Consider the following 12684-nt stretch of genomic DNA (forward strand, 5'->3'; position numbering starts at 1 on the left):
CAGGTCAGACAGTCGCGGCGCGTTGGCGCCAGGCTTGGGAGCGGCGCAGCAGGCCGCGTGAGGCTGCGGCCAGCAGCAGTGAAGCGCCGGCACTGGTCAGCAGGATCAGGGTGGACATGGCGGCGGCACCACCGACGTTGCCGGCGTCGTCCATGTTCAGCACGGCGACGGCTGCCAGGATGGTGTCGGGGCTGTACAGGAAGATCGCCGCCGAGACGGTGGTCATCGCCGAGACGAACAAGTAGCGAATGATGTCCAGCAGCGCCGGCAGGCAGATCGGCACGGTCACCCGCAGGAAGTGCCTGTACAACGGCGCCTTCAGCGACAACGCGGCGGCCTCGAATTCGCCATCTAGCTGGCGCAGGGCGGTGGTCGCGGTCATCTGCGCGGTGGTCAGGTAGTGGGCGATGGTGCACACCACCAGTAGCCCCATGCCGCCGTAGAACACATGCAGCGGGTTGCCGTTCAGGTTGAAGAAGAATACGTAGCCCAGGCCCAGCACCAGGCCCGGCACGGCCATGGGGATGAAGCTGAGCAGGCGCAGCGCCTGGTTGAGCAGGCGTTGGCCCTGGGTCTTCTCCATCAGGTAGGCGCCGGTGAAAATCACCATGCTGCCGATCAGCGCGGTGCCGATGGCCATGGTCACGCTGTTGCGGTAGGCCAGCCAACCGCCACCAGCGGTGTCCTCGAACATGTAGTGACGCAGCGACAACGACAGGTTGTAGGGCCAGAACGTGACCAGCGACGAGTACACCGCCATGCCGATCACCAGCAGCAACGCCGCGCACACCAGCAGCACGATCATCAGAAAGCAGGCATCACGGCCACGCGACGGCTTGGGCTCGAATACCTGGGCACGGCCGCTCATGGCCTCGCCCTGGCGCCGGCGCAGCCAGGCATCGACGGTAAAGCTGAGCAGCGCCGGCACCAGCAGCACCATGCCGATCAGTGCACCACGGCCGAACTGTTGCTGGCCGACCACCGCCTTGTAGGCTTCCAGCGCGAGCACCTGATAATCGCCACCGACCACGACCGGCACACCGAAGTCGGTGATGGTAAGGGTAAATACCAGGCAGAACGCCGCGAACACTGCCTGGCGCGTGGCCGGCCAGGTAATGCTGGTGAACGCCCGCCAAGGGCCGGCCCCCATGCTGGACGCTGCGTCGAACAGGCGTGCATCGGCCAGCGACAGCGCCGACAGCAGGATCATCAGGGCATGCGGGAAGGTGTAGATGGCCTCGCCCAGCACAATGCCCCAGAAGCCGTAGATGTTGTCGTTGAGCAAACCGCGCAGCAGCCCCTGGTTACCGAACAGGTAGACCAGGGCGATGGCCGGCAGCATCGACGGCGCCAGCAGCGGCAGCAGCGAAATCCCCCGCCACAGGCCCTTGGCCGGGATCAGCGTGCGTTGCAGGGCATAGGCGAACAGGTAGGCCAGCGGCACCACGATGGCCGCCACCGTGAAGGCCACCGACAGGCTGTTGCCCAGTAGCCAGTGGAAGTTTTCGCTGGCGAACAGCTCGCGGGCCGCCAGCAGGCCACCACCTTGGCCCGCTTCGGCACTGAAGCCGCGCCAGAAGATCGCCAGCAGCGGCATCAGCACCGCCAGCACCAGAAGAATCAGCAGCAGGCTCTTGCCACCGACGACGAACAATCGGTCGCCCAGGGCGACGCCCGCACGCGTCGCGGCCTTGGCCTGGCTCAGTGGCAGGGTCATTTGCGCGGCCATCTCAGGCAAACACCTGCAGGCTCTGTGGCGGCAGCGCCACCCAAATGTCCTGTGAGCCCAGCCGCGGCATGGCCTCGGGGGCCAGCTCCGCCAGCAGCGCATGACCAGGCAGGGCCTTGAGCTCGAAGCTCATGCGGCAGCGGTTACCGAGAAAGGTAATTTCACGGACCATGGCCGGGAACAGGTTTTCTTCGTGCACCGCCGGGTTGACCGTGATCGCCTCCGGGCGGCAGAACAGCCGGCCGCTGCTCGGTCGGGCCGAACCTGGTGCCAGACGCATGTTCATGCCACCGACCTGGGCATGGCTGTCACTGCTGCGCTGGAACGGCAACCAGTTGCCCTGGCCGACGAACTCGGCAACGAACGGCGTGGCCGGCTGGTCGTAGATTTCCTGCGGGGTGGCGTACTGCTCGACCTGGCCGTTGTTCATCACCGCAATGCGGTCGGCCATCAGCATGGCCTCGTCCTGGTTGTGGGTGACCATCAGCGTGGTGATACCCAGCTGACGCTGCAGCTGACGCAGTTCGGTGCACAGGTGCTCGCGCACCCGGGCGTCCAGCGCCGACATCGGCTCGTCCAGCAGCAGCAACGATGGCGACGGTGCCAGCGCGCGGGCCATGGCCACACGCTGCTGCTGGCCACCTGAAAGCTGACCGGGGTATTTCTTCTCGCTGCCGGCCAAGCCCACCAGTTCGAGCATTTCGGCCACGCGCAGGCGGGCCTGTTCGCGGCCGCTGCCAGTCAGGCCATAGGCAATGTTGGCTTCGACGGTGAGGTTGGGGAACAGCGCGTAGGACTGGAACAGGATGCCGTAGTCACGGGCCTGGGGTGGCAGCTCGGAGATATCGCGCTCGCCGATGTACAACGTACCGCGGTCCTGGCGCTCCAGGCCGGCGATGCAGCGCAACAGTGTGGTCTTGCCGCAGCCGGACGGGCCGAGCAGGCACACCAGTTCGCCGGCGGCAATGTCCAGCGAGACATCATTCAGCGCCGTGAAGGCGCCGAAGCGCTTGTGGATGTTGCGCACTTTCATCTGTGCGCCGGAGGTGGTGTGGTTCATGGCAGGGCCTCATCGAAGAGATGGGGGCCATGCTAGGAAGGCTGTGCGAAGGTTCTGTGGCTTTAGGGCAAAAGCGGGTGATAGTGGTATAGGCAGATTTGGTAGTGGCCTTCGCGGGCCTCTTCGCGGGTAAACCCGCTCCCACAGGGATCGCGCCGCATCTGAAGGCTGTGCAGTACCTGTGGGAGCGGGTTTACCCGCGAAGAAGCCAACACAGGTCTAGAAGTGTGAACCGGCAACTTCCTGCGCCACCCCAAGGAACGCCGCCGGCAACCGGGCCTGGCGCCGCTCCTTCAGGCAATACAGGTACTCATGCATCACCGGCGCGTTATCCAGCGCCAGCACCCGCAATTCAGGGTTGTGCGGCACCTCATGCCGGGCAATCACGCTGATGCCGATATTGCGCAGCACCGCCTCGCGGATCGATTCGCGGCTGCCAATCTCCAGCAATGCCGTGGCCTTCACCCCGGCCTCCTGCATCATCTGCTCGGTCAGCTTGCGCGTGGTCGAGCCTTTCTCGCGCATCAGCAGGCAATGCCCGGCCACTACGTCGATGGACACCGCCTGGCGGTGTGCCAACGGGTGGTTGCGATGCACCGCGACTACCAATGGGTCCATCCCCAGCACCCGCCGCACCAACCGCGAGTCTTCCAGCAGTTGCGACGAAGCGGCGATATCCACCCGGTAGTCCTCGAGCATCTCCAGCACCTGCTGCGAGTTGCCGATTTCCACCGCTACTTCCACCTGCGGCAGGCGTTCGCGGTAGATCTTCACCAGGTCGAGAATGTAGTACGGCGCCGTGGCCGCAATGCGCAAGCTGCCCTGGGCCTGGCCGCTGTTGCGCAGCTCGAATTCGATGTCGGCCTCCTGCTGCAGCAGTGCCTTGACCATCGGCAGCAGGCGCACGCCCTCCTCGCTCAGCACCAGGCGCCGCCCGCCTCGGTAGAACAGCTCCACCGCGTACTGGCTCTCCAGGTTGCGAATCTGCGTGGTCACCGTGGGCTGGCTGAGCCCGAGCTTCTTCGCCGCCAGGGTGATACTGCCCAGGCGGGCCACCATGTAGAAGGCTTTCAGCTCCGAACTCAGCATGCACGTCCTCTATTTGCGCAACAGGCGCAAGCCGTTGAATACCACCAGCAGGCTCACGCCCATGTCGGCAAACACCGCCATCCACATGGTGGCCATGCCGGCAAAGGTGATCGCCAGGAAGATCGCCTTGATGCCCAACGCCAGAACGATGTTCTGCATGAGGATCGCCGCACTTTGGCGCGACAGCCTGACGAAGGCCGGGATTTTCCGCAAGTCATCGTCCAACAGCGCCACATCGGCCGTCTCGATGGCAGTGTCGGTACCGGCCGCCGCCATGGCAAAACCGATCTCGGCGCGGGCCAGCGCCGGGGCGTCGTTGATGCCGTCACCGACCATGCCCACCCGATGGCCCCGGGCGTACAGGGCTTCGATGCTCTTGAGCTTGTCGGCTGGCAGCAGGTTGCCTTCGGCACGGTCGATACCCACCACGGTGGCGATGGCCTGCGCGGTATGCGGATTGTCACCGGTCAGCATGACAGTCTTGATGCCCAGTTCATGTAGCTCGGCGATGGCCTGGCGACTGCTTTCCTTGACCGTGTCGGCAACCGCGAACAGCGCCAACGGGCCAGAGCGGTCGAGCAGCAGCACAACGGTCTTGCCTTGGCGCTCCAACGCATCCAGCTGGGCCTCGAGCTCAGGCGAGCACAGCCCCAGTTCCTCGACCAGACGGTGGTTGCCCAGGTGGTAAACCTCCCCCGCGATGGTGCCACGCACGCCGCGCCCGGCCAGGGCGGCGAAGTCATCGACCTCGCTCAAGGCCAGGCCTTGCTCCTTGCCGAATTGGGCAATGGCGCGGGAAACCGGGTGGTCCGAACGCTCGCCCAGGCTGGCGGCCAGGGCTTGCGCGCGGCCTTCGAACAGCGGCTCCAGCACCTTGGCGTCGGTCTGCACCGGCTTGCCATGGGTGATGGTGCCGGTCTTGTCCAGGGCCAGGAAGTCCAGCTGGCGCCCGCCTTCCAGGTACACCCCACCCTTGATCAGGATGCCCTTGCGCGCGGCGGCGGCCAGGCCGCTGACGATGGTCACCGGGGTCGAGATCACCAGGGCGCATGGGCAGGCCACCACCAGCAGCACCAGGGCGCGATAGACCCAGTCGAACCAGGCACCGGCCATGAACAGCGGCGGTATCACCGCAACGGCCAGGGCGATAGCGAACACCACCGGGGTATAGATGCGCGAGAAGCGGTCGACGAAACGCTGGGTAGGCGCCCGCGCGCCTTGCGCTTCCTCGACGGCCTTGATGATCCGCGCCAGGGTCGATTGCCCGGCTGCAGCGGTAACGCGGAACTCCAGCGCCCCTGCCTGGTTGATGGTGCCAGCGAACAGTTTATCGCCTACGGCCTTTTCCACAGGCAGGCTTTCGCCGGTGATCGGTGCCTGATCGACGCTGGATTGCCCGCTGGTCACCTCACCATCCAGGCCAATGCGTTCGCCTGGGCGTACCCGCACCAGGGCACCGATGGCCACCTCCCGCACCTCCACTTCCCGCCACTGGCCATCAGCCTGGCACACGGTGGCCATGTCCGGGGTGAGCTGCATCAGGCCACCGATGGCATTGCGCGCGCGGTCCAGCGAGCGGGCTTCGATCAGTTCGGCGACGGTGAACAGCACCATCACCATGGCCGCTTCCGGCCACTGGCCGATCAGTACCGCGCCGGTAACGGCAATGCTCATCAGCGCGTTGATGTTGAGGTTGCGGTTTCTCAGGGCTATCCAGCCCTTCTTGTAGGTGCCCAACCCGCAGCCGAGGATGGCCGCCAGCGCCAGGGCTGCCACCACCCACTCAGGTGCGAGCGCGGAGAAGTGCACGATTTCAGCGGCGATCGCGGCAACACCTGAAAATGCCAGCGGCCACCAGCGGGTCTTGGCCAGCGGCGGAGCACTGGCGCTATTGTCGTCCTCGGCACCCATGGGCTCGGCCTTCATGCCCAGGCTATCGATGGCCCGCTCGATGTCGGCGGTACCGTTCAAGGTATGGCGCACGCCAAGCACGCGGTTGATCAGGTTGAATTCCAACTGCTCGATACCCGCCAGCTTGCCCAGCTTGTCCTGGATCAGCGTCTGCTCGGTGGGGCAGTCCATGGCATCGATGCGAAAGCGGCTGAACTGGGCGTGGCTGCTGGTGTTCTCGCTCAGTTGCACCTTCGCGGGTGCAGCGGCAGCGCCACAGCAGCTATGAGCGTGGTGATCGTGCTTGTGTTCGTGGCTGACAGGCTGGTTCATGGGGTCATCCTTAAATTGAGCCTGTTGCCAAGTGAACACCCTGTAGCCACTATAGGGTCAAGCCATCAGCGGGAGATTTCGTGATGAAGATCGGAGAATTGGCCAAAGCCACCGACTGCGCGGTGGAAACCATCCGTTATTACGAGCGGGAAAACCTGCTGCCGGAACCGGCGCGCAGCGAGGGTAACTATCGGCTGTACACCCAGGCCCATGTGGAACGGCTGACCTTCATCCGCAACTGCCGCACGCTGGACATGACCCTGGACGAAATCCGCAGCCTGCTACGCCTGCGCGACAGCCCGGATGATTCGTGTGGCAGCGTCAATGCGCTCATCGACGAGCATATCGAGCATGTGCAGGCACGGATCGATGGGCTGGTGGCATTGCAGGAGCAGTTGGTAGAGCTACGGCGGCGCTGCAATGCGCAGGGTTCGGAGTGCGCGATCTTGCAGCAGCTGGAGACGAACGGGGCGGTATCGGTGCCGGATACCGAGCATTCGCATGTGGGGCGAAGCCACGGGCATTGAGCCAAAGGCTTCGCGGGTAAACCCGCTCCCACAGTGACCGCACAAAGCTCAGACCTGTGCAGTACCTGTGGGAGCGGGTTTACCCGCGAATAGGCCAGTTCAGGCAAATAGAGATCTGTCAGACCGCCATCGGCGCTGTCATCGGCGCATGATGCTCATACCCTTCCAGCCAGAAATCGCTCGGTTCGATCTTTTCCAGCCACTCCGGCTCGTACTTGCCGGTTTCGGCAAACGCCGGCACGCGGTCGCTGATCACCAGCTTCGGTGCCTCCAGCGGCTCACGCTTGAGCTGCTCGTTGAGCATGTCCAGGTGGTTTTCATACACATGGGCATCGCCAATGAAGTAGGTGAACCAGCGCGGCGTGTAGCCGGTCAGGCGGCCGAACAGCGACAGCAGCGCCGCGCCTTCGGTGAGGTTGAACGGCGTACCCAGGCCCAGGTCGTTGGAGCGGATGTAGAGGGTCAGGGAAATCTCCCTGGTCTCCACATTCGGGTGGAACTGGTACAGCAGGTGGCACGGCGGCAGGGCCATCTCGTCCAGCTGCGCACAGTTCCAGCCGTGGAACAGGATACGGCGGCTGCCCGGGTCGTTGGCGATGGTGTCCAGGCACTGGCGCACCTGGTCGATGGCCTTGTACAGGATGACGAACGCGACGCCGTCCTCCTCGTCCTGGGCAATGCGGCGGAAGCCCGCCTTCTCGGCCATTTCGATGGCCGCCGGGTTGCTCAGCGGGATGCGCTTGTAGCCCGGCCATTGGCGCCATTGCACGCCGTAGATCTCGCCCAGGTCGTCATGGCCCTGGCGGAACGGGTTGGCCAGCCATTGGGCGTTCTCGTTGGCATTCTGGTCCCAGACCTTGCAACCCAGCTCACGGAACTCGCCGGCGTTCTTCACGCCACGCAGGAAACCGACCATTTCGCCGATCGCCGACTTGAACGCCAGCTTGCGCGTGGTAATGGCCGGGAAGCCCTTCTGCAAGTCGAAACGCAGCATGGCGCCCGGCAGGCTGATGGTGCGGATGCCGGTGCGGTTGCCTTGCAGCGTGCCGTTGTCGATGACGTCGCGGACCAGGTCTAAATACTGTTTCATGGCTTACCTGTAACGAGAACGGCAGAGGGATCGCCCCTGCCGTGGAAATCAGACGGCGGCCTTGGCCGTTGGTTTACGGTTGTAGGCCCACCAGATCAGGAATATGCCGCCAACGATCATCGGCACACACAGCAACTGACCCATGGTCAACCAGCCGAAGGCTATGTAGCCGAGCTGGGCGTCGGGTACGCGCACGAATTCCACGATAAAGCGGAAAATGCCGTAGAACAGCGCGAACATACCGGAAACGGCCATGGTCGGGCGCAGCTTGCGCGAGTACAGCCAGAGAATGACGAATAATGCCACACCTTCCAGCGCGAATTGGTACAGCTGCGACGGGTGACGCGGCAGCTGCGCCGGGTCGCTGAACGGCGGGAAGACCATCGCCCACGGCACATCGGTGGCCTTGCCCCACAGCTCGGCGTTGATGAAGTTGCCGATGCGCCCGGCCCCCAGGCCGATCGGCACCAGCGGGGCGACGAAGTCCATCAGCTCGAAGAACGACTTGTTGTTGCGCTTGCCGAACCACAAGGCCGCCAGCATCACGCCGATGAAACCGCCATGGAACGACATGCCGCCCTTCCATACCTCGAAGATAAGCGTCGGGTTGGCCAGGTAGGCGTGCAGGTCGTAGAACAGCACGTAGCCCAGGCGGCCACCGACGATCACGCCCATCGACAGCCAGAACACCAGGTCGGAGAGCTTTTCGCGCGTCCAGGTGGGGTCGAAGCGGTTCAGCCGGCGCGAGGCGAGCAGCCAGGCACCGCCGATGCCGACCAGGTACATCAGGCCGTACCAATGGATTTTCAGCGGCCCGATGGCGACGGCCACGGGGTCTATCTGCGGGTAAGGCAGCATGGAACTTCCTCTCGATTCAAATCAAAAAGCTGAGGCCGACACAGAACAACAGGGCTGCGAACAGGCGTTTCAACAAACGTGGCGACAGTTTGTGCGCCAGGCGCGCGCCGAAGCGGGCGAAAAACATGCTGGTCACGGCAATGCCGAGCAGCGCCGGCAGGTATACGTAACCCAGGCTGTGGTCCGGCAGGTGCTCCTCGTGCCAACCCAGCAGCATGAAACTGAAGGCACTGGCCAAGGCAATCGGCAGGCCACAGGCCGAAGATGTGGCCACTGCCTGCTGCATGGGCAGGCTGCGCCAGGTCAGGAACGGCACGGTCAGCGAACCGCCGCCGATGCCGAAAATGGCCGAAGCCCAGCCGATCACCCCACCTGCACCGATCAGCGCGGGCTTGCCGGGGATACCACGACTGGCCTTGGGCTTGAGGTCCAGGGCCATCTGCGCGGCGATGACCAGGGCGAACACCCCGATGATCTTTTGCAGCAGCGGCCCCTGGATCAGCGAGGCGGTCTTTGCCCCGACACCGGCCCCGAGGAGGATGCCGAGGGTCATCCAGGCAAAGATCGGCCATTGCACCGCGCCCTTGCGATGGTGCTCGAGCACGGCGTTGATCGAGGTGAAGACGATGGTTGCCAGCGAGGTACCGACCGCCAGGTGGGTCAGCACCGAGGCATCGAAACCCTGCAAGGTGAAGCTGAACACCAGTACCGGCACGATGATGATACCGCCGCCCACGCCGAACAGCCCGGCCAGCACACCGGCACAGGCCCCCAACAGCAGATAGAGTACGAATTCCATTCGTCTTCCCCGAGAAAACAATGCGGCATGGTAACGGAAGCCGGGCTCGAGGCTCTAGTGAACAGTGTGTCAGGATGGATCCTCCGTGCCGCTGTGCGTACAGTGACAAAAAAACCAGAGGCCTGATCGATGTGCCTGATCGTATTCGCCTGGCGGCCGGAACATGCCCTGCCGCTGATCGTGGCGGCCAACCGCGATGAGTTCTATGCCCGCCCCACCCAAGCCTTGGCGGCCTGGGAGGATGCGCCCGGGATATATGCCGGGCGCGACCTGGAGGCCGGTGGCACCTGGCTGGGCGTGGGCCCGCAGGGGCGGTTCGCGGCGCTGACCAATATTCGTGACCCGGGGCAGCCACTGGGGCCGCGCTCGCGGGGCGAGCTGGTGGCGGCGTATCTGCAGGGTGAGTCGGGGGTCGAGGCCTATCTGGACCAGGTGGCCAGCCGCAGCGGGCAGTATTCGGGGTTCAACTTGCTGGTGGGCGATGGGCGGCAGCTGGGTTATCTGCATGCCCGGGACGCAGCGCCGCGCTTGCTGGAGGCAGGGATTTACGGGCTTTCCAATGCCGGGCTGGATACGCCTTGGCCGAAGCTGGTGAAGGCGCGTAGTGGGCTGGAAGGGTTACTGGAAACGCCGGAGCCACAGCGCTTGCTGGCGTTGCTGGCCGATGCCGAACCGGCGCCGGAGGGCGAGTTGCCGGAGACGGGCGTTGGTTTGGCGACCGAGAAGCTGCTGTCGAGTGTGTTCATTGCCAGCCAGAACTACGGGACGCGGGCGAGCACGGTGCTGATTGTGGATGATCAGGGCAGAAGGCGTCTGGTTGAGCGCAGTTTCGGGCCTTTTGGTGGGCACTTGGGGGAAGTTGAGTTGCTGGTCTGATAATTTGATGTTGCTTGCTCCGGCCTCTTCGCGGGTAAACCCGCTCCCACAGGTACTGCGCCGCATCTGAAGGCTGCGCAGTACCTGTGGGAGCGGGTTTACCCGCGAAGAGGCCGGAACAGGCTACCTCACATTCACAGGGTTTTATTGGCCCCAGGCCCGATCATCCGCGCCAACCCGAGGTTCTTCAGGGCCAGCTGCAGCGAGCTGTGGATAACCTGCGGGTTGTCATGGCTCAAGGCCTCCACCAGCAGCTCCTTGGCCTTGCTCATGTTCACCTGGCGCAGCATCCACTTCACCTTCGGCAGGTTGGTGGCGTTCATCGACAGGCTGTCGAAGCCCATGGCCATCAACAGGATCGCCGCTGCCGGGTCACCGGCCATCTCACCGCAGATACTTACCGGCTTGCCTTCACCATGGGCGTCGCGCACTACCGTGTTCAGCGCCTGCAACACCGCCGGGTGCAGGTAGTCGTACAGGTCGGCGACACGCGGGTTGTTGCGATCCACCGCCAGCAGATACTGGGTCAGGTCGTTGGAGCCGACCGACAGGAAGTCCACCTGCCGCGCCAGCTCCTTGGTCTGGTACACCGCCGCAGGAATTTCCACCATCACGCCAACCGGCGGCATCGGCACATCGGTACCTTCGTCACGCACCTCGCCCCAGGCGCGGTGGATCAGGTGCAACGCTTCTTCCAGCTCATGGATGCCGGAAATCATCGGCAGCAGGATGCGCAGGTTGTTCAGCCCCTCGCTGGCCTTGAGCATGGCGCGGGTCTGCACCAGGAAGATTTCCGGGTGGTCGAGGGTGACGCGGATGCCGCGCCAGCCCAGGAACGGGTTTTCTTCCTTGATCGGAAAGTACGACAGCGACTTGTCGCCGCCGATGTCGAGAGTACGCATGGTCACTGGCAGCGGGTGGAAGGCCGCCAGCTGCTCGCGGTAGATGGCCAACTGCTCTTTCTCGCTGGGGAAGCGCTGGTTGATCATGAACGGCACTTCGGTGCGGTACAGCCCCACCCCTTCGGCGCCGCGCTGCTGGGCACGGGCCACATCGGCGAGCAGGCCGGTATTGACCCACAGCGGCATGCGATGGCCGTCCGGGGTAACGCACGGCAGTTCGCGCAGGGCATCCAGGCCCTGGGCCAGCTGGCGCTCCTCCTCGACCACGTCGCTGTACTGCTTGCGCAGCACTTCGCTGGGGTTGGTGAACACCTCGCCCTTGTAGCCGTCGACGATCATCTCGATGCCGTCGACCTTGGAATAAGGCAAATCGACCAGGCCCATCACCGTGGGGATGCCCATGGCGCGGGCCAGGATGGCTACGTGGGAGTTGCCCGAGCCCAATACCGAGACCAGGCCGACCAGCTTGCCTTCCGGCACTTCGCCGAGCATCGCCGGGGTCAGCTCTTCGCTGACCAGGATGGTGTTGTCGGCATACACCAGCGACTGCGCGCGGGCTTCCTGCAGGTAGGCCAGCAGGCGCCGGCCCAGGTCCTTGACGTCGGAGGCGCGCTCGCGCAGGTAGTCATCGTCCATCAGCTCGAAGCGGTTGACATGCTCGCCCACCACCTGGCGCAGGGCGCCCTGGGCCCACTGGCCGGTCTTGATGACCTCGGTCACCTCACCGCCCAGGGCCGCATCTTCGAGCATCATCAGGTACACATCGAACAGCGCGCGCTCCTCCGGGCGCAGCTGGGTGGCCAGCTTGGCCGACAGCTTGCGCATATCGTCGCGCACGCCTTCGAGGGCGTTCTGGAACAGCTTCAGTTCGGCGTCGATGTCGTCGACAGTCTTGTCCGGCACCACTTCCAGATCGGCTGGCGGCAGCATCACTACGGCGCGCCCCACGGCGGCGCCAGGCGAGCCCGGCACGCCGACGAAGCGCGCTTCCTGGATGCCCTTGCCCTGGCGGCCCAGGCCGCGGATCGAGCCGGTCGCTTCGGCGTGGGCGATAACCCCGGCGAGCTGGGCGCTCATGGTGACCAGGAAGGCTTCTTCGCCTTCGTCGAACTGGCGGCGCTCCTTTTGCTGGATGACCAGTACCCCGACCACGCGGCGGTGGTGGATGATCGGCGCACCAAGGAACGACGCGAATTTTTCTTCGCCGGTTTCGGCAAAGTAGCGGTAACGCGGGTGGTCGGCAGCGTTTTCCAGGTTCAACGGCTCTTCCCGGGTACCGACCAGGCCGACCAGGCCTTCGTTGGGGGCCATGCTGACCTTGCCGATGGAACGCTTGTTCAGGCCTTCGGTGGCCATCAGCACGAAGCGGTTGGTTTCCGGGTCGAGCAGGTAGACCGAGCAGACCTGGCTGCCCATGGCCTCCTTGACACGCAAGACAATGATCCCCAACGCCGACTTGAGATCTTTGGCGGAGTTTACTTCCTGGACGATCTTGCGCAGCGTATTGAGCATGGCTCGGGGTCGAACTCCG

Annotated in this window: 10 protein-coding genes; 2 read left to right on the top strand and 8 right to left on the bottom strand. The window is 64.3% G+C overall.

Annotation, left to right across the window (positions count from 1 at the left end; genetic code table 11):
* Positions 1–4: 4 nt before the first annotated feature.
* The 4 genes from RIN61_RS10490 to RIN61_RS10505 form a co-directional block, all read right to left on the bottom strand.
* Positions 5–1729, bottom strand: coding sequence for a putative 2-aminoethylphosphonate ABC transporter permease subunit (locus tag RIN61_RS10490; RefSeq protein ID WP_313857062.1), 1725 nt, complete (start codon positions 1727–1729; stop codon positions 5–7).
* A 1-nt stretch (position 1730) separates the two neighbouring features.
* Positions 1731–2789 carry a putative 2-aminoethylphosphonate ABC transporter ATP-binding protein gene (locus tag RIN61_RS10495; protein WP_215520528.1) on the bottom strand — a complete coding sequence of 353 codons (1059 nt, stop codon included), beginning with the start codon at positions 2787–2789 and terminating at the stop codon, positions 1731–1733.
* A gap of 219 nt (positions 2790–3008) precedes the next feature.
* Positions 3009–3878 (bottom strand): LysR family transcriptional regulator, encoded by an 870-nt coding sequence (locus RIN61_RS10500; protein WP_112249736.1) that lies wholly within the window; start codon positions 3876–3878, stop codon positions 3009–3011.
* Between the two features lie 9 nt (positions 3879–3887).
* On the bottom strand, positions 3888–6101 hold the full coding sequence (locus RIN61_RS10505) for a heavy metal translocating P-type ATPase (protein ID WP_313857065.1): 2214 nt from the start codon (positions 6099–6101) through the stop codon (positions 3888–3890).
* 83 nt (positions 6102–6184) lie between these two features.
* Here RIN61_RS10505 and cadR point away from each other — a divergent pair, with 83 nt between their 5' ends.
* Positions 6185–6628 (top strand): cadmium resistance transcriptional regulator CadR, encoded by a 444-nt coding sequence (gene cadR, locus RIN61_RS10510; RefSeq protein ID WP_201201371.1) that lies wholly within the window; start codon positions 6185–6187, stop codon positions 6626–6628.
* 118 nt (positions 6629–6746) lie between these two features.
* Here cadR and RIN61_RS10515 read toward each other — a convergent pair whose 3' ends face one another.
* From RIN61_RS10515 to RIN61_RS10525, 3 genes are read right to left on the bottom strand one after another with little or no spacing between them, the layout of a single operon-like run.
* Complete coding sequence (locus RIN61_RS10515) at positions 6747–7718, bottom strand: thymidylate synthase (protein ID WP_013974664.1); 972 nt, start codon at positions 7716–7718, stop codon at positions 6747–6749.
* Between the two features lie 48 nt (positions 7719–7766).
* On the bottom strand, positions 7767–8576 hold the full coding sequence (gene lgt, locus RIN61_RS10520; protein WP_313857072.1) for a prolipoprotein diacylglyceryl transferase: 810 nt from the start codon (positions 8574–8576) through the stop codon (positions 7767–7769).
* Positions 8577–8592: 16 nt separating this feature from the next.
* Positions 8593–9375, bottom strand: coding sequence for a sulfite exporter TauE/SafE family protein (locus RIN61_RS10525; RefSeq protein ID WP_215520530.1), 783 nt, complete (start codon positions 9373–9375; stop codon positions 8593–8595).
* A 129-nt stretch (positions 9376–9504) separates the two neighbouring features.
* Here RIN61_RS10525 and RIN61_RS10530 point away from each other — a divergent pair, with 129 nt between their 5' ends.
* Entirely contained in the window at positions 9505–10251 is a 747-nt protein-coding gene (locus tag RIN61_RS10530) for an NRDE family protein (protein ID WP_313857076.1), read from the top strand.
* Positions 10252–10385: 134 nt separating this feature from the next.
* Here the strand turns inward: RIN61_RS10530 and ptsP are convergent, their stop codons facing one another.
* A complete protein-coding gene (gene ptsP / locus RIN61_RS10535; RefSeq protein WP_013974668.1) occupies positions 10386–12665 on the bottom strand; it encodes a phosphoenolpyruvate--protein phosphotransferase in 2280 nt (759 codons plus the stop codon).
* Positions 12666–12684 lie beyond the last annotated feature (19 nt).

It is taken from the genome of Pseudomonas inefficax (assembly GCF_032164165.1).
Classification (GTDB): domain Bacteria; phylum Pseudomonadota; class Gammaproteobacteria; order Pseudomonadales; family Pseudomonadaceae; genus Aquipseudomonas; species Aquipseudomonas inefficax.

Excerpts from the sequence above, each read along its gene's own strand:
- RIN61_RS10490 (WP_313857062.1), bottom strand. The coding sequence starts at position 1,729 with ATGGCCGCGCAAATGACCCTGCCACTGAGCCAGGCCAAGGCCGCGACG.
- RIN61_RS10495 (WP_215520528.1), bottom strand. The coding sequence starts at position 2,789 with ATGAACCACACCACCTCCGGCGCACAGATGAAAGTGCGCAACATCCAC.
- RIN61_RS10500 (WP_112249736.1), bottom strand. The coding sequence starts at position 3,878 with ATGCTGAGTTCGGAGCTGAAAGCCTTCTACATGGTGGCCCGCCTGGGC.
- RIN61_RS10505 (WP_313857065.1), bottom strand. The coding sequence starts at position 6,101 with ATGAACCAGCCTGTCAGCCACGAACACAAGCACGATCACCACGCTCAT.
- cadR (WP_201201371.1), top strand. The coding sequence starts at position 6,185 with ATGAAGATCGGAGAATTGGCCAAAGCCACCGACTGCGCGGTGGAAACC.
- RIN61_RS10515 (WP_013974664.1), bottom strand. The coding sequence starts at position 7,718 with ATGAAACAGTATTTAGACCTGGTCCGCGACGTCATCGACAACGGCACG.
- lgt (WP_313857072.1), bottom strand. The coding sequence starts at position 8,576 with ATGCTGCCTTACCCGCAGATAGACCCCGTGGCCGTCGCCATCGGGCCG.
- RIN61_RS10525 (WP_215520530.1), bottom strand. The coding sequence starts at position 9,375 with ATGGAATTCGTACTCTATCTGCTGTTGGGGGCCTGTGCCGGTGTGCTG.
- RIN61_RS10530 (WP_313857076.1), top strand. The coding sequence starts at position 9,505 with ATGTGCCTGATCGTATTCGCCTGGCGGCCGGAACATGCCCTGCCGCTG.
- ptsP (WP_013974668.1), bottom strand. The coding sequence starts at position 12,665 with ATGCTCAATACGCTGCGCAAGATCGTCCAGGAAGTAAACTCCGCCAAA.